The sequence below is a fragment of the Microbacterium sp. BR1 genome (assembly GCF_002812725.1).
Classification (GTDB): domain Bacteria; phylum Actinomycetota; class Actinomycetes; order Actinomycetales; family Microbacteriaceae; genus Microbacterium.
The window spans coordinates 40,579-66,960 of sequence record NZ_NMUN01000006.1; the positions used below are offsets into that span (position 1 = coordinate 40,579).

The 26,382-nt window shown below is 68.1% G+C and carries 26 protein-coding genes; 15 read left to right on the top strand and 11 right to left on the bottom strand.

The genetic code is table 11. The features are described from left to right. Positions 1–9 precede the first annotated feature (9 nt). The 4 genes from CGU35_RS11495 to CGU35_RS11510 form a co-directional block, all read right to left on the bottom strand. Positions 10–1,176 (bottom strand): FUSC family protein, encoded by a 1,167-nt coding sequence (locus CGU35_RS11495; protein ID WP_232711283.1) that lies wholly within the window; start codon positions 1,174–1,176, stop codon positions 10–12. Next, positions 1,173–2,303 carry a CAF17-like 4Fe-4S cluster assembly/insertion protein YgfZ gene (ygfZ, locus tag CGU35_RS11500; RefSeq protein ID WP_100811734.1) on the bottom strand — a complete coding sequence of 377 codons (1,131 nt, stop codon included), beginning with the start codon at positions 2,301–2,303 and terminating at the stop codon, positions 1,173–1,175. Before ygfZ ends, CGU35_RS11495 begins: the two co-directional genes overlap by 4 nt. After that, positions 2,303–2,908 (bottom strand): FABP family protein, encoded by a 606-nt coding sequence (locus tag CGU35_RS11505; protein WP_100811735.1) that lies wholly within the window; start codon positions 2,906–2,908, stop codon positions 2,303–2,305. Before CGU35_RS11505 ends, ygfZ begins: the two co-directional genes overlap by 1 nt. Positions 2,909–3,099: 191 nt before the next feature. Further along, positions 3,100–3,390: a hypothetical protein gene (locus CGU35_RS11510; RefSeq protein WP_100811736.1), complete on the bottom strand. Its 291-nt coding sequence runs from the start codon at positions 3,388–3,390 to the stop codon at positions 3,100–3,102. A gap of 127 nt (positions 3,391–3,517) precedes the next feature. Here CGU35_RS11510 and CGU35_RS11515 point away from each other — a divergent pair, with 127 nt between their 5' ends. The 4 genes from CGU35_RS11515 (at position 3,518) to CGU35_RS18175 (ending at position 7,966) form a co-directional block, all read left to right on the top strand. Then, positions 3,518–4,213, top strand: a complete 696-nt coding sequence (locus CGU35_RS11515; protein ID WP_100811737.1) for a winged helix-turn-helix domain-containing protein — start codon at positions 3,518–3,520, stop codon at positions 4,211–4,213. A 53-nt stretch (positions 4,214–4,266) separates the two neighbouring features. Beyond that, entirely contained in the window at positions 4,267–6,441 is a 2,175-nt protein-coding gene (locus CGU35_RS11520) for an RNA degradosome polyphosphate kinase (protein ID WP_100811738.1), read from the top strand. Then, positions 6,438–7,376 carry an NUDIX hydrolase gene (locus tag CGU35_RS11525; protein ID WP_100811739.1) on the top strand — a complete coding sequence of 313 codons (939 nt, stop codon included), beginning with the start codon at positions 6,438–6,440 and terminating at the stop codon, positions 7,374–7,376. Before CGU35_RS11520 ends, CGU35_RS11525 begins: the two co-directional genes overlap by 4 nt. Positions 7,377–7,591: 215 nt before the next feature. After that, positions 7,592–7,966, top strand: a complete 375-nt coding sequence (locus CGU35_RS18175) for a hypothetical protein (RefSeq protein ID WP_157813954.1) — start codon at positions 7,592–7,594, stop codon at positions 7,964–7,966. Here CGU35_RS18175 and CGU35_RS11535 read toward each other — a convergent pair. Both CGU35_RS11535 and CGU35_RS11540 read right to left on the bottom strand, forming a co-directional pair. Next, positions 7,958–9,271 carry a M1 family metallopeptidase gene (locus tag CGU35_RS11535; protein ID WP_232711284.1) on the bottom strand — a complete coding sequence of 438 codons (1,314 nt, stop codon included), beginning with the start codon at positions 9,269–9,271 and terminating at the stop codon, positions 7,958–7,960. The two genes, CGU35_RS18175 and CGU35_RS11535, sit on opposite strands and share 9 nt — an antisense overlap. A 22-nt stretch (positions 9,272–9,293) precedes the next feature. Further along, entirely contained in the window at positions 9,294–13,253 is a 3,960-nt protein-coding gene (locus tag CGU35_RS11540; protein WP_100811741.1) for a Pls/PosA family non-ribosomal peptide synthetase, read from the bottom strand. Positions 13,254–13,512: 259 nt separating this feature from the next. On the opposite strand from CGU35_RS11540, the gene pstS reads away from it, so the two are divergent. From pstS to pstB, 4 genes are all read left to right on the top strand, one after another. Continuing rightward, on the top strand, positions 13,513–14,619 hold the full coding sequence (pstS, locus tag CGU35_RS11545) for a phosphate ABC transporter substrate-binding protein PstS (protein WP_100811742.1): 1,107 nt from the start codon (positions 13,513–13,515) through the stop codon (positions 14,617–14,619). Positions 14,620–14,695: 76 nt separating this feature from the next. Further along, on the top strand, positions 14,696–15,637 hold the full coding sequence (pstC, locus tag CGU35_RS11550) for a phosphate ABC transporter permease subunit PstC (protein WP_100811743.1): 942 nt from the start codon (positions 14,696–14,698) through the stop codon (positions 15,635–15,637). Between the two features lies 1 nt (position 15,638). Further along, positions 15,639–16,733: a phosphate ABC transporter permease PstA gene (gene pstA / locus CGU35_RS11555; RefSeq protein WP_100811744.1), complete on the top strand. Its 1,095-nt coding sequence runs from the start codon at positions 15,639–15,641 to the stop codon at positions 16,731–16,733. Positions 16,734–16,772: 39 nt separating this feature from the next. Further along, positions 16,773–17,552, top strand: coding sequence for a phosphate ABC transporter ATP-binding protein PstB (pstB, locus tag CGU35_RS11560; RefSeq protein ID WP_100811745.1), 780 nt, complete (start codon positions 16,773–16,775; stop codon positions 17,550–17,552). A gap of 60 nt (positions 17,553–17,612) precedes the next feature. Here the strand turns inward: pstB and CGU35_RS11565 are convergent, their stop codons facing one another. The 4 genes from CGU35_RS11565 to sigK all read right to left on the bottom strand — a co-directional run bounded on the left by CGU35_RS11565 (position 17,613) and on the right by sigK (position 20,782). Next, complete coding sequence (locus tag CGU35_RS11565) at positions 17,613–18,497, bottom strand: aminotransferase class IV (protein ID WP_100811746.1); 885 nt, start codon at positions 18,495–18,497, stop codon at positions 17,613–17,615. Between the two features lie 192 nt (positions 18,498–18,689). Beyond that, the gene (locus CGU35_RS11570) at positions 18,690–19,331 is read right to left on the bottom strand and encodes a DNA-directed RNA polymerase subunit beta (protein WP_100811747.1); all 642 of its coding nucleotides are present in this window, start codon (positions 19,329–19,331) and stop codon (positions 18,690–18,692) included. 84 nt (positions 19,332–19,415) lie between these two features. Further along, on the bottom strand, positions 19,416–20,183 hold the full coding sequence (locus CGU35_RS11575) for an anti-sigma factor (protein WP_100811748.1): 768 nt from the start codon (positions 20,181–20,183) through the stop codon (positions 19,416–19,418). Beyond that, the gene (gene sigK, locus CGU35_RS11580; RefSeq protein ID WP_100811749.1) at positions 20,180–20,782 is read right to left on the bottom strand and encodes an ECF RNA polymerase sigma factor SigK; all 603 of its coding nucleotides are present in this window, start codon (positions 20,780–20,782) and stop codon (positions 20,180–20,182) included. Before sigK ends, CGU35_RS11575 begins: the two co-directional genes overlap by 4 nt. Positions 20,783–20,970: 188 nt before the next feature. On the opposite strand from sigK, the gene CGU35_RS11585 reads away from it, so the two are divergent. After that, positions 20,971–21,630: a fasciclin domain-containing protein gene (locus CGU35_RS11585; RefSeq protein WP_100811750.1), complete on the top strand. Its 660-nt coding sequence runs from the start codon at positions 20,971–20,973 to the stop codon at positions 21,628–21,630. Positions 21,631–21,805: 175 nt separating this feature from the next. Here CGU35_RS11585 and CGU35_RS11590 read toward each other — a convergent pair whose 3' ends face one another. After that, entirely contained in the window at positions 21,806–22,102 is a 297-nt protein-coding gene (locus CGU35_RS11590) for a helix-turn-helix domain-containing protein (RefSeq protein ID WP_100811751.1), read from the bottom strand. An 89-nt stretch (positions 22,103–22,191) separates the two neighbouring features. Between CGU35_RS11590 and CGU35_RS11595 the strand changes: the two genes are divergently transcribed. The 6 genes from CGU35_RS11595 (at position 22,192) to CGU35_RS11620 (ending at position 26,300) form a co-directional block, all read left to right on the top strand. Beyond that, entirely contained in the window at positions 22,192–22,383 is a 192-nt protein-coding gene (locus tag CGU35_RS11595) for a helix-turn-helix domain-containing protein (RefSeq protein ID WP_100811752.1), read from the top strand. After that, complete coding sequence (locus CGU35_RS11600; protein ID WP_100811753.1) at positions 22,380–23,336, top strand: hypothetical protein; 957 nt, start codon at positions 22,380–22,382, stop codon at positions 23,334–23,336. The genes CGU35_RS11595 and CGU35_RS11600 overlap by 4 nt, the downstream gene beginning before the upstream one ends. Beyond that, positions 23,329–24,165 carry a DUF6551 family protein gene (locus CGU35_RS11605; RefSeq protein WP_100811754.1) on the top strand — a complete coding sequence of 279 codons (837 nt, stop codon included), beginning with the start codon at positions 23,329–23,331 and terminating at the stop codon, positions 24,163–24,165. The genes CGU35_RS11600 and CGU35_RS11605 overlap by 8 nt, the downstream gene beginning before the upstream one ends. Positions 24,166–24,300: 135 nt before the next feature. Continuing rightward, a complete protein-coding gene (locus CGU35_RS11610; RefSeq protein ID WP_100811755.1) occupies positions 24,301–24,933 on the top strand; it encodes a hypothetical protein in 633 nt (210 codons plus the stop codon). A 453-nt stretch (positions 24,934–25,386) separates the two neighbouring features. Further along, positions 25,387–25,698 (top strand): hypothetical protein, encoded by a 312-nt coding sequence (locus tag CGU35_RS11615; RefSeq protein WP_100811756.1) that lies wholly within the window; start codon positions 25,387–25,389, stop codon positions 25,696–25,698. Next, positions 25,695–26,300, top strand: coding sequence for a YqaJ viral recombinase family protein (locus CGU35_RS11620; RefSeq protein ID WP_100811757.1), 606 nt, complete (start codon positions 25,695–25,697; stop codon positions 26,298–26,300). Before CGU35_RS11615 ends, CGU35_RS11620 begins: the two co-directional genes overlap by 4 nt. The last annotated feature ends 82 nt before the right edge of the window (positions 26,301–26,382 follow it).

Consider the following 26,382-nt stretch of genomic DNA (forward strand, 5'->3'; position numbering starts at 1 on the left):
CGCGAATCCTCAGATGCGCGGGATCGCTTGGCGGGCGCGATCGGGCGGCATGCCCGCACCGATCAGCAGGTCGACCACGAAGGGTCGGAGCGCGGCGATGAGGTTCTGATCGCCGAAGCCCGCACCCGGGACGACGCGCGTCGGGTCGAGGTGCTGGGCGATGCCGAGCAACGCCTCTTGCGCGATGGGCTCGAGCGAGATGTCGGCGAGCGACTGCTCGACGAGGGAGGCCCCGCGTCCGAGCGACAGCACCAGGTCCGCGGCGACAGGACGCGGAACGCGGTCATCGACGAGGTAGGCGGTGCGCCGTGCGACGACACGCAGGTTGCGCGTCGCGAGGTCCATCGCGGCGAGCACCCGCTCGGCGCGCGCCAGCTCGGCCCGGCTCGCCCACAGCCAGGGCGAGATGCGCGCGATGGCGACCGAAGAGTCGAGTGTCTCGCGCCACGACCGCACGAGCGGATCGAGCGCGCGTGCCTTTTCGAGACCCCGCTCGGCACGGGCGCGGTCTCCGGTGCGCAGCGCGATCGCCAGGCTCATGACGGCGCCATCGAACGCACGGAACAGCGTCGCGACATCCCGCCGCGCCTCGCCCCGCGGACTGCGCGGGATCAGCGCGGTTGCCAGCAGGGCGGCCGCTCCCCCGATGACGCCGTCGATCATGCGCGAGAACGGCACACTCGTCGAGGCGGGAATGATCAGCACGATGAGCGACTGGATCGCCGCCGCGATCGCGAAGCTCGCCTGAGGGGAGAGGAATCGCGCCACGATCAGCGTCACCGACAGGGCGAGCCCGACCTGCCACCACCCACGTCCCGCCACGAGCAGCAAGATCTCGGCGATCAGGATCCCGAGGATCATCCCGATGACGGTCTCGAACACGCGCCGCGGACGGGCATCCCGCACCAGCCCGAGACTCGCGACCGTCACGGTCCCCGCGAGCAGCGGTGTCTGATGCCCCACGACGAAATACGCGAACGCATACGCGGCCGTCGCTGCGACGACGATCTGGACGATCGGCAGCGCCGAGTTGCGCACACGACGCAGGCCCGGGCGCGGGTCGAAGCGATCGCGCAGGCGCACGGGAATCGAGGTCGTGATCGGCGGCAGCGACGCCGAGCCAGAACCGGCTTCCGGCTCACCGGAACCGGCAGAACGGCCTGCGCCGTCGCTCACGCTCGGGCGCGCGCCGAGAGTCGCGGTAGACGGGGAACGGATGCTTCGGCACCGGCCCCCGGCGGCACGATGACTTCTTGTGCGGCCACCACCGTCTCGTCGCCCACGGCGATCGTCAGCGTCGCGTCGATCGGCAGGGTGCGCTTCACGACGGCCAGCGCGATCGGCCCCAGCTCGTGGTGCAGGGCGGAGGACGTGATGCGCCCCACTTCGGCACCCGCCGCGTCGCCGTCGAGCGAAACCGGCGCACCCGGCTCGGGCAGCAGAGCGTCGCTGCCGTCCAGGTGCAGGAAGACCAGGCGACGCGGGGGGTGGCCGAGGTTGTGGACCTTCGCGACCGTCTCTTGCCCGCGGTAGCACCCCTTGTCGAGGTGCACGGCCGAGCGCAGCCAGTCGAGCTCGTGGGGCAGCGTCCGCTCGTCGACCTCGTTCGCCCGCCGGGGACGCCACGCGGCGATCCGGAGCGCCTCGGCCGAGATCAGGCCGGCAGCATCGACATCGTCCGCGTTCGCGATCGCGCGTGCCAGTTCGGCGGCGGCATCCGTCGTCACGATCGCCACGCGCCAGTCCCAGCCCTCCCCGGGGTGCGGCTCGGCGGCGTATTGGTGCCCACCGACCGCCACGTGCGACCACGGGTCGATCCAGATCAGCGACGCGCCCGCGGGTGCGTGCGCCCGCGGTGCGGCAAGCGCCTCGGCGGCACCCCCGCCGATGAAGCCGATCGCGGTGAGATCGGCCTCGAGAGTCACGACGACCTGGGCGCGGAAGACCATGCGCTTCAGCCACGTGACGAGCGCGTCGGCGCTGGTCGCGTCCACGACGAGCCATGTCGTCACGCCGTCATCCAGCACCGATGCCGCGTGCTCCACGTGTCCGTGCGGGTCCAGCACGAGCAGCTCGGTCGCTCGGCCCGGCTCGAGCCGCGCCAGGGACTGCGACGTGATCGAGTCGAGCCAGGTCAGCCGGTCGGCACCGGTGACCGACACGACGACACGGTCGCCGAGGTGCACGAGTGCACGCCCCTCGGCGAGCAGGCGCTGCTCGCGCAGGAAGGTTCCGAAGTGCAGCGGCGCGCCGCTCGGATCATCCGTGACGGCACCCGGGAGCCCGGCGAAGGGAGAGGCCATCACTCCGCCTTGGCCAGGCGCGCGGAGGCGTGGCTGCCGAGTTCGGTTCCGAGCGCCGCGATGTCCCACGCCCACAGCAGGTGGCCATCGACGAGCCCGTACAGGCGCGTCGCCGCCGCGTACTCCTTGGCTCCCGACGGACGCACGACGGCATCCGTCGCGAGATCGATGCGCGGACCCGTGACGTGGCCGAGGTAGAGCTCGGAGATCCCATCGGAGTGGACGATCACGGCCTCGATCTCGAACCCGCCCTCGGGGACGCGCAACGCTTCGACGTCATCGACGGTGCGCGGGGGCGCGGGCGAGAGAGCGGGGAGCAGACCCGGACCCGCGTCCGCGTCGCCGAGCGGACGTGCGAGGCGCCAGTACCCCGTCTCGGCCACCAGTTTCACGCCGGGCCCGTCATCGCCCGAAGACATCCACGCGGTTGCCGAGTAGTTCAGGTAGTCACCACCGTCGTGGCTGAAACTCACGCGATGGGCGAACTCTCCGGCATAGCGGTGTCCCGCCGCCTCGTAGTCGATCACACCGGTGCCCTCCCAGACGCCGACGAGCCACGAGAGCGGCACCAGGTCGGCGGGTAGGTCTGTCGGCAGATCGATCACGATCGGCCGCTCAGCGCTGGCCGCGATAGAGGTTGAGGATCACCACACCCGAAACGAACGCGATCGCGACGGATGCCAGGGCGAGGAGTCCCACGAAGAAGATCTCGAGAGCGAGGAGGTCCATGCTGACACTCTAGCCCGCCTGCGCCCGCGCGGATCAGCCCGGAACGCTTGTCAGCCCGGATTGTCCATCAGCCCGGAATGATCGTCGCGAGCCCGACCGCGGCCGAGACGACCCCGAGGGCGAGCAACGCGCCGAGCACACTGGCCGCCACGCGCCGGATGAAGCCGGTGGAGCGTCCGTAGGCCAGTTGCACCCCGAACGACACCAGCAGACTGGCCGCGAGCGCGAGGACGAACCACTGCGCCTGCTGCGGTGCGGGCACGAAGATGGCGATCGCGATGCCGCCGAGGAGCGCCGCGATCCAGACGGCACCGATTCCGGTGACGCTCGAGCGGGGAGCGAGTTCGGGTGCCGACATGCATTCATCTTCCCCCACCGACGCTGGCCGCGCGAGCCGGGAAAGGGGCACGGGCGGCCCGATAGCCGCGGTCGGCGTAATATGGGGGGCCACGACGACCCTGGGGGCGTCGCCCGAGAGGAAACGCGTGGCCCAACTGCTCGTTCTGAGTTCCGCACACGGCAGCGGTCCCGTTCTGCCGTCCCTGGAACTCTTGAGCCACCGCGTCCGGCAGATCCCCGCCGAGCCGGCCCAACTCGTCAATGCACCGAGCGCTGACGTCATCTTCGTCGACGCGCGCACCGACCTGGTCGGTGCGAAGTCGCTCTGCAAGATCCTCAACACGACCGGGCTCGATGCGCCCCTCATGCTCGTCGTCACCGAGGGCGGATTGACCGCCGTCAGCACCGACTGGGGCGTCGACGACGTGATTCTCGTCAGCGCGGGTCCCGCCGAGGTCGATGCCCGAGTCCGGCTGGCGATGGGCCGGATGTCCCAGGAGCAGGTCTCGACGCGCATCCAGACATCCGGAATCACGATCGACGAGTCCTCGTACTCAGCCAAGGTCCATGGCAAGCCCCTCGACCTGACGTACAAGGAGTTCCAGCTCCTGCACTTCTTCGCCACCCATCCGTCGCGCGTCTTCACCCGCGAGCAACTGCTCAGCGAGGTCTGGGGGTACGACTACTTCGGTGGCACCCGCACCGTCGACGTGCACGTTCGACGACTGCGCGCGAAGCTCGGCGACCTCGAGCAGCTCATCGGCACGGTGCGGAACGTCGGGTATCGGTTCAACGTCTACGAGGACGACCAGCTCCCGACCGCGAGCGGCCGTCAGGGCTGACGCCCCGTCATCCGGTTCACCCGTTGGACACGTGCGCCCTGCAATGATGGACCATGCTCGAATCCTCGATCCTCGACGCTGGTCTGGGCGATGCCGACGATGACGACTTCGATGAAGCCGTCGAAGCGTTCGACTCGCAACTCCCCGAGAACAGATACCTCGACCGCGAACTGAGCTGGCTCGCGTTCAATCAACGCGTTCTCGAGCTCGCCGAAGACCCGAGCGTTCCCGTGCTCGAGCGTGCGAACTTCCTCGCGATCTTCGCCAGCAACCTCGACGAGTTCTTCATGGTCCGGGTAGCGGGCCTGCGTCGCCGCATCGTCACGGGACTCGCTGTCCCGACGAACGTCGGTCGGTCGCCCACCGAAGTACTGGCCGACATCTCGGCCGAGGCCTACAGGCTGCAGCTGCGTCACGCCGAAGCCTGGCGCGCCGTGGTGCAGCCCGACCTCGCCGCGGCCGGCATCGAGGTCGTGACCTGGGACGCGCTCGGCGAGGACGACCGTATCGCCCTGTACGAGTACTTCCAGTCCCAAGTCTTCCCCGTCCTCATGCCGCTGGCCGTGGATCCCGCGCATCCGTTCCCTTACATCTCGGGACTGTCGCTCAACCTGGCCGTGCGCATCCGGAACGCCCGCACGGGGCGCCAGGAGTTCGCGCGCCTGAAGGTTCCGCCGATGCTGCCGCGATTCGTCGAGGTGCCGGGTGCCGCGAGCGCCGGACGCGGACGCTACCTGCCGCTCGAGGACCTGATCTCGAACAACCTGGTCGACCTGTTCCCCGGGATGGAGGTGCTCGACCACCACGCCTTCCGCCTGACGCGCAACGAAGACATGACGATCGAAGAGGACGAGACCGAGAACCTCATCCAGGCCCTTGAGGCGGAGCTGCTGCGGCGCCGGTTCGGCCCGCCGATCCGGCTCGAGATCACCGACGACATGGACGACGTCACGCTCGGCCTGCTGATCCGCGAACTCGACATCACCGAGCAGCAGGTCTTCCGCCTGCACGCGCCGCTCGACCTGCGCGGCCTGTTCGATCTGTCCCGCATCTCGCGCCCCGATCTGCACTACCCGCCGCATCTGCCGACCACGGCGCTGGCGTTCCAGCCGGGCGACAACAACGAACGAGCCGACATCTTCTCGGCGATCCGCCAGGGCGACGTGCTCGTGCATCACCCGTACGAGTCCTTCGCGACGAGCGTTCAGGCTTTCCTCGAACAGGCGGCGAAAGATCCGCACGTCCTCGCGATCAAGCAGACGCTCTACCGCACGTCGGGCGATAGCCCCATCGTCGAGGCGCTGATCGATGCCGCCGAAGCGGGCAAGCAGGTGCTCGCGCTGGTGGAGATCAAGGCCCGCTTCGACGAGGCCGCCAACATCGTGTGGGCGCGCAAGCTCGAGAAGGCCGGCGTGCACGTCGTGTACGGCCTGGTCGGCCTCAAGACGCACTGCAAGCTCGCGCTCGTCATCCGCGAAGAGGGCGGCGTGCTGCGCAGCTACAGCCACGTCGGCACCGGCAACTACAACCCCAAGACCAGCCGCATCTACGAAGACTTCGGGCTCTTCACCGCCGACGACCAGGTCGGACGCGACCTGACGCGGCTGTTCAACGAGCTCTCGGGCTACGCGATCGAGAAGAAGTTCAAGCGCTTGCTCGTGGCTCCCCTGCACTTGCGGAAGGGACTGCTGCGGCTGATCGACAAGGAGCGCCGGAACGCGCTCGACGGCAAGCCCGCGAAGATCCGTTTCAAGGTCAACTCGATGGTCGACGAACAGATCATCGACGCCCTGTACCGGGCGAGCCAAGCGGGGGTCTCGATCGAGATCTGGGTGCGCGGCATCTGTTCGCTCAAGCCGGGCATCGAGGGCGTCAGCGAGAACATCACCGTGCGCAGCATCCTGGGCCGATACCTCGAGCACTCGCGCATCTTCGCGTTCGAATCGGGCGGCGATCGCCAGGTGTACATCGGCAGCGCCGACATGATGCACCGCAATCTCGACCGCCGGGTCGAGTCGCTCGTGCGCGTCGTCGCACCGGCCCACCTGAAAGAGCTCGACGAACTGTTCGATCTGGCCATGAGCGACGGCACGAGCTCGTGGTGGCTCGGCCCCGAGGGCGCGTGGACCCGTCACAGCGTCGACGCAGAAGGACTGCCGCTGGTCGACATCCAGGACAAGACGATGCACGACGTCCAGCGCCGTCGCCGCGCGCGAGCGGTGCGATGACCGAAACCGCCGTCTACGCGGCGGGAGCGGTGATCTGGCGGCTCGTCGAGGGCAAGCTCCACATCCTCGTCATCCACCGCACGGCCTACGCAGACGTGACCCTCCCCAAGGGCAAGGTCGATCCGGGCGAGATGCTCGCCGAGACGGCCGCGCGCGAGGTGTTCGAAGAGACCGGCATTCGCGTCGCGCTCGGCATCCCGGTGGGCGTCTCGCGCTACCGGATGCCCAACAAGCGGCAGAAGATCGTGCACTACTGGTCTGCCGAGGCCACGGATGACGCTATCCGCGCATCGCGATTCGTGCCGAACAAAGAGGTCGCCGCTCTCGAATGGGTGACGCCCAAACGGGCACGGACGTATCTGAGCTACCCCGTGGACGTCGAGATCCTCGACGCCTTCCTGAAGTTCGTCGATGACGGGGTGCTGCAGACCTTTCCCCTCATCGTGCTGCGGCACGGCAAGGCAGTCAGCCGGGATGCGTGGAACGGACCGGATGTGTTGCGCCCCTTGACGGCCCGCGGCACCCGCCAGGCGCACGCGATCGTCGGGCCGCTTCTGGCTTTCGGGGCGCGCAAGATCGTCTCATCCGATGCGGTGCGGTGCGTGACGACCGTCACCCCCCTCGCCGCGGTTCTCGGCAGGCCGATCCGCCGTACCGAGCTGCTCAGTCAGGATGCCTGGGAACAGGGCCGCGCGGACATCCGGGGCGTCGTGGGCAAACGGGTGCGCTCCGGAAAGCCGGCCGTGCTGTGCAGCCACGGCCCGGTACTGCCCGAGATCATGAGCGAGATCGCCCTGGCAACGGGCACGCTCCGCGGGTCGTACCTGGGCAGCGCATCGACGCTGGAGTTCGCGGCGTTCTCGGTCGTGCACCTGTCGGCGACGAACCCCGGTTCGGGCATCGTCGCGATCGAAACGCACACCCCGAAGGAGTGAGCGGGCAGCCCGGGCACGCCCGCGCGTCGGTGGTCCGGCGCTCGGGGGTACGTGTCGCGTGGCAAGCGATTCCGCGTGAATGCGCCCGCCGGGACCTCGCGGACGCCCTCGTCGCGAGCCTCGCCGGATCTCACGGCGACTCGATCACGGTGGGCCGCCGGTGCGAACGCTGCGGGGCCTCGAATCATGGGCGCCCGTTCGTCGTCGGCGCAGCTGTGCACGCGAGCATTTCGTACGCGGGCGATCTCGTCGTCGTCGCCGTGGCCGACTCCCGCCGGGTGCTCGCACTGGGCATCGATGCCGAACGGGTCTCACGTGTATGCCACGATCTGCGCGGCGTCATCACCCCGGGGCGCGCCGCGTCGCTACGCCGGTGGACACGCGTCGAGGCCGTGCTCAAAGCCGACGGGCGGGGGCTCTCGATCGAACCCGATCGGGTGCGCATCGAGCGTTCGATCCGCGGAGTCCACGGGAGCATCGCCGGCGAGGGCACCGGGTCCACAGCCGGTGCCCTCGACATCCGTCCCCGCCTGCTGCGTGTGCGCGGACCGCGGGGCGTCGTGATCTCGCTCGCGGTCGCGTCAGTGTGACGCGGCGAGCACCGGCAGCGACGTCTGCGAGAGCCAGCTCATGAACAGGTCGGCGAGCGGCGCATCGGCGACCGACTCCGCGCACACCACGAAGTCCTCGGTCGTCGCGAGACCGTGGCGACGCTCGGCGCACCAGCGTCGCAAGACCTCGAAGAACGCCGCCTCCCCGATCCGCAGGCGCAGGGCATGGAGAGTGAGCGCGCCGCGCTTGTAGACGCGGTCGTCGAACATGAGATCGGGGCCGGGATCCGAGAGCAGCAGATCCTGCGGCAGCACCCGGAGCATCGCGTGGTGCGCCGCGGCGCATGCGGCGACGGAGGGTCCCCCGGATGCCTCGGACCAGATCCACTCCGCGTAGCACGCGAAACCCTCGTTCAGCCAGATATCGCGCCAGTGCGCGAGCCCGACGCTGTTGCCGAACCACTGGTGCGCGAGCTCGTGCGCGATGAGTCGTTCTTCCGAGCCGTCGAGGTGGTTCGAACCGAAGGTCGCCATCCCCTGCGCCTCGAGCGGGATCTCGAGCGGGTCGGCCGTGACGACGACGTCGTAGCGCGAGAACGGATACGGCCCGAAGACACCCTGGAAGACCCGCATCATGTTCGGCAGGTCCGCGAAGGCCGTTCCGACGGCAGCCGTCAGATCGCGCGGGTGATGCAGCATCCCGGTGACACCGTCGAGGTCGACCGGTGTCTCGACGTAGCGACCGATCTGCACCGCGACGAGATAGGTGGGCGTCGGCGCGGCCTGCTCGAAGACCCAGGTCGCCGCGCCGCCCACGCGGCCGAGTGCGACGCGCTCCCCCGTCGCGACGACGCGGTAAGCGACATCCGTCGTCACCGCGATGCGATAGGTCGCCTTGTCGTCGGGGCGGTCGTTGCAGGGGAACCACGTGGGCGCGCCCGTCGGCTGAGCGGCGACGAGCACGCCATCCTCGAGCTCTTCCCATCCGATCGTCCCCCACCGCGACCGGCGCGGCGCGGGCGACCCCGCGTACGTGATCTCCACCGAGAACCGCTCATCGAGCGCGATCGCAGAACTCGGGGTGACACGGATCATCCGCGGCCCCTGCCGGTAGGCAGTGCGACGGTCACCATCGACGCGCACCCTCGAGGCACGGAGACCCACGAGGTCGACCGTGAACGAGCGGATCGGTCGCCGGGCGACCGCGTTCAGGACGGCGCGACCGGAGAGCCGGTTCGTCGAGGGTTTGTAGGTGATCTCGATGTCGTACGATTCGACGTCGTACGACAGGTCCCCGCTCTGCGGGGCGTATGCATCGGGGGCCGGCAGCCGGGCGCCGGTCACTGTGGTCTCGTCGCTGTGCCGGTCATTGGGCGCTCGTTTGATACGAGCGAACCTTGACCGCGCGCCAGGGTCCGATCGGGTTGCCGCTCCAGCGACTGCCGACGGGAACCGTCTCGCCGCGCATGACGAGCGACGCGGGTCCCACCGTCGCATGGGCACCGATCGAGGCGGCGGGAAGGATCACGCTGTGCGGCCCGAGCGTTCCGCCGGGTTCGATCGTGACGACATCCATGCTCATGATCCGATCATGGAACAGGTGCGTCTGCACGACGCAACCCCGATTGACCGTCGATGCATCGCCGAGCGTCACGAGATCCGGTTCGGGCAGCCAGTAGCTTTCGCACCAGACCCCGCGGCCGATCTTGACGCCGAGCGAGCGCAGCCACACGGCGAGCGCGGGAGTGCCGGTCGCGGCGCGCGCGAACCAGGGAGCGGCAACCATCTCGACGAAGGTGTCGGACACCTCGGTGCGCCAGACGAAACTCGACCACAGGGGTTTCTCGCCCGCGTGGATGACGCCCACGAGCGCCCACTTCGCGAGCGTCGAGACACCCGCCGCGGCCGCGCCGGCGATGAGCAGGACGATGCCCGACAGCAGCACCGCGACGATCGCACCGAACGCCTGCACGAGCAGCGCGAGCACGAAAACGACGCCGAGGCCGATCGCGCAGGTCACGATGACGGGCACGATGCGGCACAGCTCCCACAGTGCGCGTGCGACCTTGAGACCCGTGCGCGGGTGGTAGGTGCGGCTTTCGTCCGCGTCACTCGAGACCCGACGCAGGCGCACGGCGGGCGAACCCAGCCACGAGGTGCCGGACTTGGCCTTCAGCGGCGCGGACGACAGCACGGCCACGAGGCCGCCCTTGGGAACCCGATGCCCGGGCGCCGCCATCCCGGAGTTGCCGAGGAACGCACGCTTGCCGATCTTGACCGAGCCGATCCGCATCCATCCACCGCGCAGTTCGTACGACGCCACCATCGTGTCGTCGGCGAGGAACGCGCCGTCTTCGATCGTCGTCATCGCGGGGATCAGCAGAACAGTGGATGCCTCGACATCGCGGCCCACGTGCGCCCCGAGCATCCGCAACCAGACCGGCGTGAACAGACTCGAGTACAGCGGGAACAGGATCGTGCGCGACGAGTCCAGCAGCCGTTCGATCGTCCAGGCCCGCCATCCCATCGCGCTCCGCACGGGGAATGTCCCCTCCGCGAGGCCCGCTTGCAGGAGTCGGACCAAGAGCACGACGGATGCCGCGAACACCAACCCGGTGACCAGCACCGCGGGAACGAGCCACGCGAACGCCGCGACGGCGGCCGATCCGAGCGAATCGGCGCCGCGCATACCCGCCGCCAGAACGAGCGCACCGACCGCGAAAGCGATCACGGGCAGCAGCGCCAGCAGGGTCGAGGATGCGGCGTAGGCCCACAGCCAGCGCGTGGGTGCCGGCGGACGCTCGCGCGGCCAGTCCTCGGCGGCACCGCCGATCCGTTCCGCGGGCGAACCCGCCCAGCGCTGGTCGGCGCGTACCCGGCCGAACACCGCCGACCCGGGCGCGATCTCGGCACGGCGACCGATGCGCGTCCCGGGCGCGAGTGTGCTGCGCGCACCGATCGTCGCCTCGGCGCCGATGCGCACGGCACCGATCCGGACGACGTCCCCGTCGATCCAGTAGCCCGTCAGGTCCACCTCGGGCTCGATGGACGCACCGTCGCCGATCTGGAGCATGCCCGTGACCGGCGGCAGGGTGTGCATGTCGACGTCGCGACCGACCTTCGCCCCGAGGGCGCGCGCGTAGTAGCTGACCCACGGCGCACCGGCCAGGCCGACCGCGTCCACCTGATCGGCGATCTGCTCGGCGAGCCAGAGACGGATGTGCACGTGCCCCCCGCGGGGGTGGTCGCCCGGCCGCACCCCGGCGAGCAGGACCCGGGCGGCGACGGCCGAGATCGCCATCCGGCCAAACGGGGTGGCGAAGATCAGCAGCGCCGGAACCAGCACCCACCAGTCCACGGTCGGCAGCGCGGTGAAACCGGGCACGAGCTGGAGCAGGGCACTCGCCGTCAAGAGATAGAGCAGCCAGCGAACGCCGCTCAGGATGAAGAGCGGCACACCCATGATCGTCTGCAGGATCTGCGTCGAGCGCGGCGTCGGCGCGGGCTCCCGGTACGACGCTGCCGCCTCATCGCCCAGCGGGCCGAGGGCCTTCGCCATAGCGCCGAGCCGCGGCAGGTCGTAGATGTCGGCGACGGCGAACTCGGGAGCGCGCACCCGGATCCGCGAAACCAGCTGAGCCGCGGCGAGCGAGCCGCCACCCAGGTCGAAGAAGTCGGCGTCGGCATCGGGCACGGAAACGCCGAGCACAGCTCGCCATTGCTCGGCGAGCCACTCCTCCACACCCGACAGCGTGGATTCCTCGGCCGGCATACCGGAAAGCGGCCAGGGGAGCGCCGCCTTGTCGACCTTGCCCGACGTGCGCACGGGCAGGTCATCCACGACCGCGAGCAACGGCACCATGGGCGCGGGCAGGGTCGAGGCGAGGTCGGCGCGCGCGGCGTGGCGGTCGAACCCCTCGTCGACGACGAGGTAGCCGACCAGGATGTCGACTCCCGCATCCGTCCGGCGCACCGCTACGGCGGCGCCCCCGACGTGCGGAAGGGCCTGCAGGGCGGCCTCGACCTCACCGAGCTCGATACGGCGCCCGCCGATCTTGACCTGGTCGTCGGCACGCCCCTGAAACACGAGCCCCGCGGGGTCGTACCGGACGAGGTCGCCCGACCGATAGGCGCGGTCCCAGCCGAGCGAGGGCATGGGTGCGTACTTCTCCGCGTCCTTGGCGGGGTCGAGATAGCGGGCCAGACCCACTCCCCCGATGATCAGTTCGCCCACGCCGCCCTCCGCGACCTCGGCGCCGTCGGCGTCGACGACCGCGAGCGCCCACCCGTCGAGGGGAAGCCCGATCCGCACCGGCGGCTCACCGCTCATGAGCGCCGCGCATGCGACGACGGTCGCCTCGGTCGGGCCGTACGTGTTCCAGACCTCGCGCCCCTCTTCGGTCAGGCGCGCGGCCAGCTCGGGCGGGCACGCCTCGCCTCCGAAGATCAGCAGGCGGACGTTCTCGATCGACTCGGCGGGCCAGAGCGCGGCCAGGGTCGGGACGGTCGACACGACCGTGATCTGCTGACGCACGAGCCACGGCGCCAGGTCTTCACCCGACCTTACGAGCGCGCGCGGCGCGGGCACCAGGCACGCTCCGTGCCGCCAGGCGAGCCACATCTCCTCGCACGAGGCATCGAACGCGACCGACAGGCCCGCGAGAACACGGTCACCCGGACCGAGGGGGTCGCCCTGGAGGAACAGTGCGGCCTCGGCATCGACGAACGCGGCCGCCGAGCGGTGGCTGACCGCGACGCCCTTCGGCGTGCCCGTCGAACCCGACGTGAAGATCACCCACGCATCGTCGTCGTGGGTCGGCGGTGGCACCGCCACGACCGCGTGTGTGCTGGGGTGCGGGACATCACCCACGAAGAGAGCGGATGCCTCGGGCGCCGCATCCGCGGTCGTCGGCCGGAACTCGCCCGTCCCTTCGATCACGCCGCGCACGGCCGCCTCGCCGAAGACCAGGACCGCGCGCTCTTCGGGGTCATCCGCGTCGACCGGCACATATGACGCCCCGGCAGCAATCACACCCAGGATCGAGATGTAGAGCTCTTTCGTGCCCGAGGGCATGCGCACCCCGACGCGGTCGCCGCGCCGCACCCCGGCCTCGTGCAGCCGCGCGGCGGTTCGACCCACCCGCGCCATCAGCTCGCGATAGCTGAGCGCACCAGAACCGTCGTCTACTGCGGAGGCCTCGGGGTAGCGCGTGGTCGTCGCACGCAGGATGTCGAGAAGCGTGCGCTCTGCCGGCGCGTGGGCTCGCCGGTCGAGCTCCGGCTGGCGCGACTCGGGGGCGGGTGCCGGGGCGGAGGCATCGGTCATGTCAGCTCGAGAGGAGGGCGATCAGCTGCGCCCGGGTGAGGCGCGAGTAACCGGTGCGTCCGGCTCGTACGGCCGGCTCTTTCTTGCTCGTCTGGGGCATGCCGCACAGCCTATTCCGCCGCGGTTGACGCTCCCCCCGCGCCCGATCCCGTTCACCTCCCGTTCACCACTCTGGCCCACGCTCTTAAGGCGTCGCTCCTACCGTCACTGTGTGCCCTGCACCGGGACACGTCCTGTCAACGGATCGAACGGAAACACAGTGAAGATCACCCGAATCTCGCGGATCGCGGCCCTCGGCGCCGTCGCCGCCCTTGCCCTTGCCGGCTGCGCCTCGAACGAGGCCGGCGGCTCCACCAGCGAGGCCCCCACCGAAAGCAACCTGACCGGCGAGCTCGTCGGCGCGGGATCGTCCGCCCAGGAAGTCGCCGTCCAGACCTGGTCCGCCGGTTTCCAGACCCTCAACGAGGGCGTCACCGTCAGCTACGACCCGTCGGGTTCCGGAGCCGGGCGCGAGTCCTTCCAGGCCGGCGCCGTCGGATTCGCCGGTTCCGACCGCGCGTTCACGACCGACGAGATCGCCGAGGGACCCTTCGACGGCTGCGTCGAGGGCACCGACATCATCGAGATCCCCTCGTACATCTCCCCGATCGCCGTCATCTTCAACCTCGATGGCATCGACAGCCTGAACATGGACGCCGCGACCATCGCGGGCCTGTTCGCCGGCACGATCACCAACTGGAACGACCCGGCGATCGCCGCCCTCAACGAGGGTGTCACCCTTCCTGACCTGGCCGTCACGCCCGTTCACCGCGCGGACGACTCGGGCACCACCGAGAACTTCACCGACTACCTCGCGCAGGCAGCTCCCGAGGTGTGGACGTTCGAGGCCGACGGAGAATGGCCCGCCACCACGGTCACCGGCGAGGCCGCACAGGGCACCTCCGGTGTCGTTGCTGCCGTCGACGGCGGCCAGGGCACGATCGGCTACGCGGACGCTTCGCGCGCCGAGGGCTTCGGCACCGTCGCGGTCCAGATCGGCGAAGAGTTCGTCACCTTCTCGCCCGAGGCCGCAGCGGCGATCGTCGACCTCTCGCCGGTCGCCGAGGGTCGTGGCGCGGGTGACCTCGCGATCGAGCTCGACCGCACGCCCGACGAGGCCGCTTACCCCATCGTTCTCGTCAGCTACATGATCGCGTGCGAGGAGTACGCCGACGCCGCGGTCGCCCCGCTCGTCAAGGGCTTCCTCAACTACGTGATCAGCCCCGAGGGCCAGGACGAGGTGGCCGCAGCGGCCGGCAGCGCCCCGATCTCGGACACGCAGCGCGAGTCGATGCAGGCCGCGATCGACCTCATCGTCGTCGAGTAATACCCGTGCCCGGCCCGCGAGCAATCGCGGGCCGGGCACACCCCCTCCCACCCGGTACCACCCAGGACAGGACGAGATGACCACCACCGCGCCCCCCGCCGTCAAGGCGAAGCAGCGCCCGGGCGACCGCTGGTTCTCAGGAACGGCCCTCTTCGCGGGCTCGATGATCCTCGTGACCCTCGCCGCCGTGACGATCTTCTTGGTCGTGCAGTCCCTCCCGGGCCTGGTCGCCACGAGCGAGGATGCGTCCATCCTCTCGACGAACTTCTGGGACTACGTCTGGCCCCTCGCGTTCGGCACGATCTGGGCATCCTTCCTCGCCCTGTTGATGGCCGTGCCGCTCTCGGTAGCCGTCGCCCTGTTCATCTCGCACTACGCACCGCGGCGCCTGGCGCAGGGGCTGGGATACGTCGTCGACCTCCTGGCCGCGGTTCCGTCGGTCGTCTTCGGCCTGTGGGGCATCCTCGTCCTCGCCCCCGCCGTCCAGCCCATCTACGACTGGTTCGTCGTCAACGTCGGCTGGTTCCCCCTCTTCGCTGGTCCCGTCTCGAGCACGGGCCGCACGATCTTCACTGCCGCAATGGTGCTCGCGGTGATGGTCGTCCCGATCATCACCGCGATCTGCCGTGAGATCTTCCTGCAGACCCCCGTCCTCCACGAAGAAGCCGCCCTCGCCCTCGGCGCGACGCGGTGGGAAATGGTTCGGATGGCCGTCTTCCCCTTCGGTCGCAGCGGTATCGTCTCGGCGTCGATGCTCGGCCTCGGTCGCGCGCTCGGCGAGACGATGGCGGTCGCGCTGGTGCTCTCTGCGACCGGCATCGTGACGTTCCGCCTGTTCACACCCGAAAACCCCAGCACGATCCCCGCGAACATCGCACTGACGTTCCCCGAGGCCTACGGCACGAACATCAACGTGCTGATCGCCACCGGTCTGATCCTGTTCATCGTCACCTTCGCGGTGAACGCGCTCGCGCGCTACATCGTCAACCGTCGCAAGGAATTCTCGGGAGCCAACTGACATGACCCTCACGACTGCTCCCGCGGCATCGACCGCTCCCGCAAGCCCGAGCGGCCTCACGAACGGCCGACTTCCCAAGGGTTCCACCTGGGGCATCCTGGGACTCAGCGCCGTCGTCAGCGCCATCCTCTTCGGCGTCCTCGGCGTCGCCGGGGGCCAGGGCTTCAACATCGCCGCATTCGCCGTCGTCGCCGTCGTCCTGTACCTCGTGCTCATCACGGTCGTCTCGACCATGGTCGAGGGACGACGCAAGGCCGTCGACCGCATGGTGACCGGCATCGTCTCGGCCGCGTTCGTGCTCGCCATGGTCCCGCTGATCTCTCTCGGCTGGACGGTCATCACGAACGGCGTGGCGGGGATCTCGGCCCAGTTCTTCACCTCTTCGATGCGCAACGTCGTCGGCGAAGGCGGCGGTGCGCTGCACGCCATCATCGGCACGCTTCTGATCACTCTGGCCGCGGCGATCATCTCGATCCCGATCGGTCTGTTCACCGCGATCTACCTCGTCGAATACGGCCGGGGTCGGCTCGCGCAGGGCATCACCTTCCTCGTCGACGTCATGACCGGCATCCCGTCGATCGTCGCCGGTCTGTTCGCGTTCGCCGTGTTCGCCCTCTTCTTCGGCCCGGGTATCCGCCTCGGCATCATGGGTGCCGTCGCACTCTCGGTCCTCATGATCCCCGTCGTCGTCCGGTCGAGCGAAGAGATGCTGCGCCTGGTGCCGAACGAACTGCGCGAGGCCGCGTACGCGCTCGGCGTGCCGAAGTGGCTCACGATCGTCAAGGTCGTGCTGCCCACGTCGATCGCCGGTATCACGACGGGCATCATGCTCTCGGTCGCGCGCGTCATCGGTGAGACGGCCCCGCTGCTCATCACGGCGGGCGTGACGACGTCGATGAACTACAACCTGTTCGAGGGACGCATGATGACGCTCCCGGTCTTCGCCTACTCGCAGTACATGAACCAGGGCATCCCGGCCGAGGCCTACATCAACCGCGCCTGGGCCGCGGCGCTCGTGCTGATCGTCATCGTCATGGCGTTGAACCTGATCGCGCGTGTCATCGCCCGGGTCTTCGCGCCGAAGACCAGCCGCTAGCCCTCCCCCGCTCCCACCCGAGAACATCCAGAGGAAAACGTGTCCAAGAGCATCGAAGTCCACGACCTGAACGTCTTCTACGGCGATTTCCTCGCCGTCGAGGGCGTTGGGCTCGAGATCGAACCCCGCAGCGTGACGGCCTTCATCGGCCCGTCCGGCTGCGGCAAGTCGACCTTCCTGCGGACTCTCAACCGCATGCACGAGGTCATCCCGGGCGCTTACGTCAAGGGTCAGGTCCTGCTCGATGGGTCCGACCTGTACGCGCCGGGCGTCGACCCCGTGCTCGTCCGCCGCCAGGTGGGCATGGTGTTCCAGCGCCCCAACCCGTTCCCGACGATGTCGATCCGCGAGAACGTGCTGGCGGGTGTGAAGCTGAACAACAAGCGCATCAACAAGAGCGACGCCGACGCGCTCGTCGAGAAGTCGCTGCGCGGCGCGAACCTCTGGAACGAGGTCAAGGACCGCCTCGACCGCCCGGGCTCGGGCCTGTCGGGTGGACAGCAGCAGCGCCTCTGCATCGCCCGCGCGATCGCCGTCTCGCCCGACGTGCTGTTGATGGACGAACCCTGCTCGGCCCTCGACCCGATCTCGACGTACGCCATCGAAGAGCTGATCGCCGAACTCAAGTCCGAGTACACGATCGTGATCGTCACGCACAACATGCAGCAGGCGTCGCGCGTGAGCGACAAGACCGCCTTCTTCAACATCGCCGGCACCGGCAAGCCCGGCAAGCTCATCGAGTACGACGACACCCGCACCATCTTCACCACGCCGAGCGTCCAGGCGACCGAGGACTACGTCTCGGGCCGCTTCGGGTAATCCCGCACAGAAGAACGGAAAGCCCGCGACGCTCTCGTCGCGGGCTTTTCTCGTTGTGACTCAGTCGCGCGGCGACAGCAGATACGCGTTCAATGCATCGGTCAGTTCGTGGTCGACGGGCGCGGATGTCTCGTCGATCCGCGTGATCGGCGCAGCCAACCGCACGCTCGAGACGAGCCAGGCCGCGTCGGCGGCACCGAGCTCATCGACACGCACGTCGCGGTACTCAGTCCGGTATCCCTGCTCCTCGAGCCACGCGAAGGCACTCAGCTGGGTCGTGCCGTGCAGGATGCCTCCGGTCGGCTCCGGGGTGACGAAGACGTCGCCGAAACGGAGGATGACGGACGCCGTGGGTGCCTCGAGAACGAAGCCGTCCGACGAGACGAAGACCGCGTCATCGGCACCGCGCTTGTGTGCCTCGCGTAGCGATGCCATGTTGACCGCGTACGACAGCGTCTTGGCTCCGAGCAGCAGCCATGGCGCACGAGCCGGGGTGTCCAGCGAGAATCCGCGGTCGAGGGTCACGACCGCGACGCCCTCCCGCCGGGGCCGCGCGAAGTCCGGTGCATCGGCGGCCGTCACCCACGCGGTCGGTGTGGGCCCGTGCTCGACCCCGCGACTGAGGATGGTCTTGATGACCCACTCCCCCGGCCCGCACAGCGCGGCGGCGGCCGCGATGGCCTGCCGCCACTGCTCGACGTTCGGCACGGGAAGATCGCAGATCTCGGCGGAACGCACGAACCGCTCGAGGTGCGCCGTCACCTCCTGCGGATGGGCGTCGACGACGCCGATCGACTCGAAGATCCCATCGCCGCGCTGGGTGCTCAGCTCGCCGACGCTCAGCGCCGGGGCCGACGCATCCACCTGCGTGAGCGTCGAGGTGAAGTCGGAGCGGGTGTCGTCGGATGCGGTGGGCTCGATGATGAGCGCGAAGCGCGTTGCCATTCCGAAAGCCTACGGCGCCCGCTCGGAATACCCGCCGTGGGTGCTGAGTTACACTGGAACAGCCGGGCCGCAGTAACCCCGGGCTCCATCTTCTGCCGCTCCGAGCGGCTCCGCGCCGAGAGGCGTTCTGCGGCCCGGCACTTCTCTGCCCGGTGTTGCTGCCCGGTGTTGCTGCCGGACACGGGGCGGCGCTCAGTTCAGCGCGTCGCGCCGCCAGAGCGAGGCCGCCGCGGTCAGGTCCGCGGCGAATGCCGACAGCCGGAGAGCGCGCGCCGTGAGGTCTGTGGCCCGCTCCGGCTCGGTCGGCTCGTAATCGTCGGCGAGGCGCGTCGCACCGTCTGCCTCGACCCGGCAGAACGCGGCGGCCCGCTCGAGCGCCACACCGAAATCGCCCTCGAAGACACCCCGCAGGATCGCGTCCGACAGTTCGACGAGCTCTTCCGGACCGGCGGGTGCGGGTGCGCCCGCGACGACCACATCGGCCGTCGCCAGCTCGATCCGTCCGCGCTCGAAGAGCAGCGCAGCGGTCCGCGGGTCGTCGTGGATCATGAGCTGCAGCAGGTAGAGGCGCCAGAGCGTTCCCGGCAGCGTGCGGGCGGGCGAGCGCGACCACAGCTCGGCGATGTCATGGATGCCGTGCAGGTCGGTGAACCGAACGAGGCGGTCGACGACCGAGGCATCCGGTTCTTCGCGAACCCGCGAGAGGAGCGCCGCGGCGGTCGAGTGGGCCACGCGCGAAACCTCGGCGGGGTCCTCGGTGCCGAACAGGCGGTCGAAGACATCGGAAGGGCGTCGCACCGGCTTGTGGAATCCGGGGCCGGTGGCGTCACTCATCCATCCAGGCTACCCGCGGCGTTCGGGCAGGGAGCCGCCCGAGCGTTCGCCAGCCGCGCAACCGGATCACGGTCGGACGGCGCGTCAAGCGGTGGGGATCGCCAGGATCGGATCGCCCGACGGTTCACCCGTCGGCGAGCCCCCCGCGGGCTCGACGGTGACCGCGATGACATCGCCCGGCGACATCGTGCCCGAGAGCAGCGCCGTCGCATTGCCGTCCCCACCGGCCTCGAACACGCCCGCGGCGATCGCACCCGAGTCCCGCACGAACCAGAGCTCGTAACTCTGGTCACTACTCAGCGTCGGCAGGCCGTCCGAGACGAACACCACCTCACCGACGGACTCCGACCAGTGCACGGTGGCCTCGCCGCCGTCCGGAAGCGTCGTCGACGCCTCTCGAGCATCGGGCGCCGCCTCGATGCGCTCGAGGGCGACGACGGCGACGGGCCGGTTCAGCTGCTGGGCGATGACGACCGCTCCCCCGCCGACGCCGATCAGGAGGACGAGGGATGCGGCGAGCGCGAACCAGGCTCGTGGACCCCACGATCGGCGGCGCGATTCGGGGGGAACGACGGTGGGCGATTCGAGGCTCGAGGCCGGCGCCGCGGCCTGAGCGGGGTGATCCTGCTGGACCGAGGCGATCTGCGCCAGCAACTCCGCACGCAGGGCACGCGGCGGCGGAACCTCGGCGACGGAGTCCGCGAGCGCGGCGACGGTGGCGGCGTCCGAAGCGACGTAGTGCTCCCACTCGGGGTGTGCCGCGAGGGCGTCGACGAACGCCGCCTCGTCTTCGGGGCCCAGCGCGCTGAGGGCGTGCCCCGCGGCCAGCTCCGCGAATTGCTGCTCGTTCATGTCGTCACCCCCAATTCTCCTCTGAGACGGGTCAGTCCGTCCCGCATCCGTGTCTTGATCGTTCCGAGCGGCGCCCCGACGAGGGCCGCTATTTCGCTCTGACTGTAACCCCCGTAATACGCGAGGGTGATCGCTTCCCGCTGGGCATCGGGAAGGGTCTCGAGCGCCTGAGCGACTCGCTGCCCTTCGATCCGAAGCTCCACCTGTTCCGCAACCCCGTCATGAGCGACCTCGATGTCTCGGAAGCCCGCGCGCACGTCCCGGTTCGCGCTCGCCTGCGCCGATCGAACACGATCGACGGCACGGCGGTGCGCGATGGTGAGCACCCACGACCTTCCCTGCCCCTTGTTCGGAGCGAACTTCGCGGCGGATTGCCAGAGCTCGAGGAAGACCTCCTGCAGAACCTCTTCGCTCTGCGAGCGATCGACGAGAACGCGAAGGATCAGGCCGAACACGCGCGGCGAGAGCAGGTCGTACAGGCGGGTGAATGCGGATTCATCGCCGTGCGCGACGCGCGTCAGCAGCTCCGCGACATGGTCGACGGATTCGCCGCCCTCCTCGGGCACGTCTACCCCGTCGATAACCACATGTTCCAGCATGCCTCACCTCAGCGCAGACCCCGGAATGCGGCGCGGGGTCTGGACAACACGAAAACTCTCCGCCCGATGTCCAATCCGATCCCGCGGCAGCCCCGAATGGCCCTGTGAACGCCGCAGCAAGCGGTGCACCGACCCCGCACCGGGGTATGTGTCCACGGGGCCCACAGCCCCACACAGAGGAGGAACTCATGTCACGTACCAAGATGCGCCTGACCGCCGGCCTGTCGCTCGCCCTGGCGGCGACGTTTGCGCTCAGCGCTTGTTCGATGGGCGCCGAAACCACCACCGACGACTCGATGGAAGAGCCCTCGAGCACTCCCTCGATGTCCGAGGAGATGGAGATGGACCCCGCGGCCAACCTGGTCGGCGCCGGCTGCGCCGCCTACGCCGAGGCCGTTCCGGACGGCGCGGGATCCGTCGAAGGCATGTCTGCCGACCCCGTCGCGGTCGCGGCATCCAACAACCCCATCCTGACCACGCTCACCGCGGCGGTCAGCGGCCAGCTCAACCCCGAGGTCGACCTCGTGGACACGCTCAACGGCGGCGAGTTCACCGTCTTCGCGCCCGTCGATGACGCGTTCGCGAAGATCGACCCCGCCACGATCGAGGCGCTCAAGACCGACACCGCGACGCTCACGTCGATCCTGACGTACCACGTCGTTCCCGGTCAGATCGCCCCCGACGACATCGAGGGCACGCACACCACCGTTCAGGGTGCGGACGTCGAGGTGACCGGCAGCGGCGACAACATCATGATCAACGGCTCCTCCGCCGTCGTCTGCGGTGGCGTCCAGACCGCTAACGCCACCGTCTACCTCATCGACACGGTGCTGATGCCCCCGATGTAATCCCACGTACGGCGCGTGACCCGGGGGGACTCGCGCACCGCACGGACGACCGCGGCCGTCGGAACCTACCTGCGAGGGGGTTCCGGCGGCCGCTTCCGTGCGCGCTGTGTGGCGCTGACGTTCAGTAGGCTGGTGGGATACGGGCCTCTAGCTCAGTCGGTAGAGCATCGGACTTTTAATCCTTGGTCTGCGGTTCTGGTGCGTCCGGGTCTAGTCCGGTTTTGATCCACCAGTATGAGATCCCGGTGACTTCGGCCCACTTCTGCAGGTAGATGTCTTTCAGCCTGGTGACGGCCCCGGTCTCGTAGTTGCTGATCGTGTTTTTGGATGCGCCGATTAGTGCGGCGAAGTCTTCCTGGCTGATCTCCGGATCGTAGACGTCCCGGGCGATGCTCAGTCGGCGGTGGATGTCGATCACGGGGACGATTCCGGCCAGTTCCCCCTGGGGCTGGCTGCTCTTTCTCTCGCTCATGCGCCCAAGCTTAGGCGAGATACCAAAAAAGGGCAAATCTCCGAGTGTTGGTACTTGACTACCGTAGTTCCCCGACCTAATTTGGTCGCATGCCCAAGAACGAAGACATGATCGGAGTAGCGGAAGCCGCGAAGCTGCTGCACCGCGACGTTCGAACAGTCCACCGCCAGATCGAGAGTGGAGCAATCCCCCACCTGGCTAAGCTCCCCGGACTCCGAGGTGCGTACGTCCTCAGTCGTGCAGAGGTCGAGAACATCGCTCGCGCGGAGCGTGCAGCATGAGCGCGCTGGGGCAAGAGTTGACCCCGGTCGTGCTGCAACACGCCGGGGTCGGGACTGATGGAGATCAGTTCGCTGATTCTACCGCGTCTGCGGATGTGGCGATGCTTGACGCGCTACCGAAGGATCAGCAGGAACTCGCGCTGACGATGATGCTCGACCAGTCCAAGCAGTGGCTGGAGCGCGCGCTTGAGGCGACGAACCCGGCGCGCGAGGTATCGGACATCAAAGCGTTCTTTGCGACGGTGGCCGAGGCCGCAAAACAGAAGAAGCTTTCCGAGGGCATCCAGCTTGAGGCGACCGAGATGGTCCGCCGCGCTGAGCGAGGCCTTGGGGTCGCGATCCGCAAGGGGCAGGACGCGGGCGAGATCGCGAAGCGGGGCCAGGGGGGCAGCATCCCGCCAGGAGCGACATCTCGCCATGACCGAGATGTCGCTCTGACGACTGATTTTGCTCACAAGGACGAGCTGACGGATATCTACGCGATGACGGATGACGTATCTGACGAACAGTTCGAGGACGTCATGGGCGAGGCGAAGGAAGAGGGAAACCTTTCCCGGTCGAACGTGACCCGGAAGCTCAAGGCGTTGCCGACGCACAGTGAGGCTCAGGCCGCGAAGTGGCAGACGGTAGCTGACCTTGCCACTCAGCGTCTGACGTCGCCGCAGATCGCACAGCGCGTGGGGATGACCGAGAAGCACGTCCGTGCTGAAGGCGCCCGCCGCGGCATCGAGTTCCCCGCCGACAAGGTCATGGGAAAGACGAAACGAATCAACGGCCTCGACGTGATGGAACGTCTCGTGACGTCCATCGAGGTCAACCAGAGCGCTCTCGAACTCGTCGAGTTCGAGGACATTAGCCCGGAGAAGGCGGACGAGTGGCTGCAACGACTCGCCGAACCGCTCCGTGCAATCAACCGCATGAAGTCCCGACTGAAGGAGATCAGCAATGGGTGAGGCAGCAGAGAACGTGACGCCGTTGACGGTGGCGAAGAAGATCAAGCGTGAAGCACGCATCCGCACGGTGCGGCTCGGTGACCTCAGGGTTTCACCGACCGCGCAACGTGACCTGAACCAGTCGCGGGTGAACAAGATCGTCGACTCGCTCGACATGGAACGGTTGGGCACCCTCACCGTCTCCCATCGTGACGGGTACTACTGGATCATCGACGGCCAGCACCGATTCAACGCGCTGAAGGCGTACTGGGGTGAGGGCTTCGAGGACTGGGAGATCGAAGCGTGGTGCTACTTCGACCTCACCGAGGAGCAGGAGGCTGAGAAGTTCCTCCAGCACAACGAAGTACTCGCGGTCTCGGCATATGACAGGTTCCGACTCAGCGTCGAGGCGAAGAGACCGCTCGAGTCCGACGTGGACCGCATCGTCCGCTCGCTTGGCCTGAAGGTCGCGAAGGCGCAAGGGCACGGGGCGATCTCGGCCGTAACTGCGTTGACCTCGACCTACAACAAGTACGGCCCGCGCGGTCTGGTGGGCGCGCTGTTCGTCATCCGTGAAGCGTTCGGCGACCGCGGGTTCGAGTCCGTCATCATCTCGGGCGTTGCCCTATTCCGTGGCCGGTTCGAGGGGCGCCTGGCGGAGGAGCAACTGATCAAGAAGCTCAACGCCTACAACGGCGGAATCAAGGGTCTCTTGAACCGGGCGCAGTTGATCCGCGAGCAGTTCGGTCAGCCCGTGCCGACGTGTGTTGCCGCGGCGATCACTGAGGCGTACAACCGCGGTCTTCGCGGCACAAACTCGCTCGGTTCGTGGTGGAAGGACGCCGCCTGACCGCTGGAGCCGTGTAGCTCACCGGACCAGCACGGTTGGCGGGGCAGTGGGGACTGCCGCCACCAACACAAACCAAAAGGAAACGCACCCGCTGTGAACGAGTGCGAAACCAACAACCAAACGGAAGGAGCGGTAATGACGCTCAAAGAGATCGTACCGGAGTCGGACGGATTCACCGCAAGTAACGGGGTCGCAGTGCAGCGAGTGCCGAACGGCGCTGGCCTGCATCTTTCCGGCGACCCGATCCATCTTGACAAACTTCGGTCACAACTTGCGGGGCGGGAGCCGTACGGCAACGTTTCCCCGGCTGTGGAGGTTGCGTTGCGTGAGTTCTTCCGTCATGAGGAGGACGAACGCCTCGGACGGTGGCGCTGGCCCGAGAACCCCGACTACGTCGTCTACCCGCTCGGGCTGGACGCAGACGGGTTCCGATATGCGCGCGTTCTTCTGGAGCGCACCGGCGCTTCGGGGACGTGGCAAGAGGGCCAGCGTCCCTCCGGAGCTCTCAGTCACCCGGACGGCCTCGGGATTTTGGCGGCAATGGCGTTCTTCGATGCTCACCCGGAACCGGAGCCCGCAGGGCACGACGCGAAGGTCGGCGAGGTGTGGGTGCTCACGGCAAACGGAGATACGGGGCCGTTCCTGGTCGTACACGACTTCGTGATTGGTGAGGACCGATTCATCGGGTCGAACGGTACGCGGTTCCGCCCCACCGATGACGAGCAGATAACTGACGGTCACCGTATTTACCCCGAGGATGCGTCGTGAGCGCCCCGAGAACGCGTCTCCGTTGGAATGTCCCGGAACTGTGGTGCACCGCGATCGTGACGGCCCTGCTGGTTGGTTTGGCTGCTGCCGCGATCTACGGAGGACCAGCATGAACGCCCGCGACGAACTGGCCGCGAGTCTCGCGGCCGCTAGTCCCGGGCTAGCTGAACTCATTGCCCGGGATGCAGGACCTGGGCTCGATGAGTGCGATCGGTGCGGACGAGATGGAGAGTCCCACGACTGGGGCCACCCCTTCCTCCGCCCTGACGTCGCGGTCCCGGACAACACGGATATCGCTGAGCACCTCGACACCTGCGAGGGCTGCACCGAATGCGCTGAACGTGCCTGGTGTGAGTGGTGTCAGGCCGACACGATCCCGATTCGTGGCTGCTGTCACGAATGCAACCAGCCCGTTGGTAGATCGACGGCACCCGACCGTATGGGAGAGCACTGATGAGCAACACGCAGATTGTGAACGGGTTACACGCGATCGCGGACTTCATCGAGGACTACCCGATCGTCACCGACTCGCGGATGGTCCCAACCGCCCCGCTGCATTTGTCCGCGTTCGTGCAGACGAAACAACAGGTGCTCGACATCGCGGAGCTCGAGCTCGCTGAGGTTCACACGTCCGGTGGGTTCACGTTCATTCAGGTGGTGCGTGGGCTCGTCACGCTCGGGATCGCGCACATCGCTGAACCCCCGGCGCGCGAACTTGCACGTCCTGTGGATGTCACGGAGAGAATCGCGGAGGTCGAAGGATGATCACCGCCGACAGATTCCTAGCCGCTAAACACATCAGCGAATCCGAGTGGCTACGGGCCCGCCGATTCGGTGTTACGGCAACTGCTGTAGCCGAGGTGGCAGCGAAACAAGACCGTGCGAAAGCGATAGACGCATGGATGCACCCCGAACCTGTCGAGGTGAACGGGTACATGCAGTTCGGCACCGATTCAGAAGCCGCCATGATGCAGTACGCGCACCAGTCGCACGGCATCTTGCCAGTCGATTGGGTGATCGCCGGGGCAAACCCACTACACCGCGCAACACCTGACGGGCTTTCGCTTGACCACGCCCTCATCGGTGAGTGCAAGGCGCCCGGTGACCCGTGGGACGGCGCGGAGACGAACCAGAAGAAGATCCCGATCCGATACCGCCGACAAGTGCAGTTCCAGCTGCACGTCACCGGAGCGGAACGGTGCCTCTTCTTGTGGAACCAGCGCGTCGTGGATGGCGGATGGTTCCGGCTCGCATGGTTCGAGCCCCGCTCGGTGTGGATCGAACGCGACGAAGCAATGATTTCTGACCTTGCCCATGTGGCTGACCTGATGTTGGAGGTGCGTGATGAGTATCGAGAAGCTGCGTGAACCCTTCGAGCAGACGGGGTGGCGTCCGGCAAGGTGGTGTACGGATCGGGTGACCGTGTCGCTGCGGACGTAGCGACGGTCA

Coding starts and splice junctions, on each gene's coding strand:
- CGU35_RS11605 (WP_100811754.1), top strand. CDS start 23,329: ATGGGTGAGGCAGCAGAGAACGTGACGCCGTTGACGGTGGCGAAGAAG.
- CGU35_RS11540 (WP_100811741.1), bottom strand. CDS start 13,253: ATGACCGATGCCTCCGCCCCGGCACCCGCCCCCGAGTCGCGCCAGCCG.
- CGU35_RS11585 (WP_100811750.1), top strand. CDS start 20,971: ATGTCACGTACCAAGATGCGCCTGACCGCCGGCCTGTCGCTCGCCCTG.
- CGU35_RS11590 (WP_100811751.1), bottom strand. CDS start 22,102: ATGAGCGAGAGAAAGAGCAGCCAGCCCCAGGGGGAACTGGCCGGAATC.
- CGU35_RS11510 (WP_100811736.1), bottom strand. CDS start 3,390: ATGTCGGCACCCGAACTCGCTCCCCGCTCGAGCGTCACCGGAATCGGT.
- pstA (WP_100811744.1), top strand. CDS start 15,639: ATGACCCTCACGACTGCTCCCGCGGCATCGACCGCTCCCGCAAGCCCG.
- CGU35_RS11610 (WP_100811755.1), top strand. CDS start 24,301: ATGACGCTCAAAGAGATCGTACCGGAGTCGGACGGATTCACCGCAAGT.
- CGU35_RS11570 (WP_100811747.1), bottom strand. CDS start 19,331: ATGAGTGACGCCACCGGCCCCGGATTCCACAAGCCGGTGCGACGCCCT.
- pstC (WP_100811743.1), top strand. CDS start 14,696: ATGACCACCACCGCGCCCCCCGCCGTCAAGGCGAAGCAGCGCCCGGGC.
- CGU35_RS11595 (WP_100811752.1), top strand. CDS start 22,192: ATGCCCAAGAACGAAGACATGATCGGAGTAGCGGAAGCCGCGAAGCTG.
- ygfZ (WP_100811734.1), bottom strand. CDS start 2,303: ATGGCCTCTCCCTTCGCCGGGCTCCCGGGTGCCGTCACGGATGATCCG.
- sigK (WP_100811749.1), bottom strand. CDS start 20,782: ATGCTGGAACATGTGGTTATCGACGGGGTAGACGTGCCCGAGGAGGGC.
- CGU35_RS11520 (WP_100811738.1), top strand. CDS start 4,267: ATGCTCGAATCCTCGATCCTCGACGCTGGTCTGGGCGATGCCGACGAT.
- CGU35_RS11525 (WP_100811739.1), top strand. CDS start 6,438: ATGACCGAAACCGCCGTCTACGCGGCGGGAGCGGTGATCTGGCGGCTC.
- CGU35_RS11600 (WP_100811753.1), top strand. CDS start 22,380: ATGAGCGCGCTGGGGCAAGAGTTGACCCCGGTCGTGCTGCAACACGCC.
- CGU35_RS11620 (WP_100811757.1), top strand. CDS start 25,695: ATGATCACCGCCGACAGATTCCTAGCCGCTAAACACATCAGCGAATCC.
- CGU35_RS11575 (WP_100811748.1), bottom strand. CDS start 20,183: ATGAACGAGCAGCAATTCGCGGAGCTGGCCGCGGGGCACGCCCTCAGC.
- CGU35_RS11615 (WP_100811756.1), top strand. CDS start 25,387: ATGAGCAACACGCAGATTGTGAACGGGTTACACGCGATCGCGGACTTC.
- CGU35_RS11565 (WP_100811746.1), bottom strand. CDS start 18,497: ATGGCAACGCGCTTCGCGCTCATCATCGAGCCCACCGCATCCGACGAC.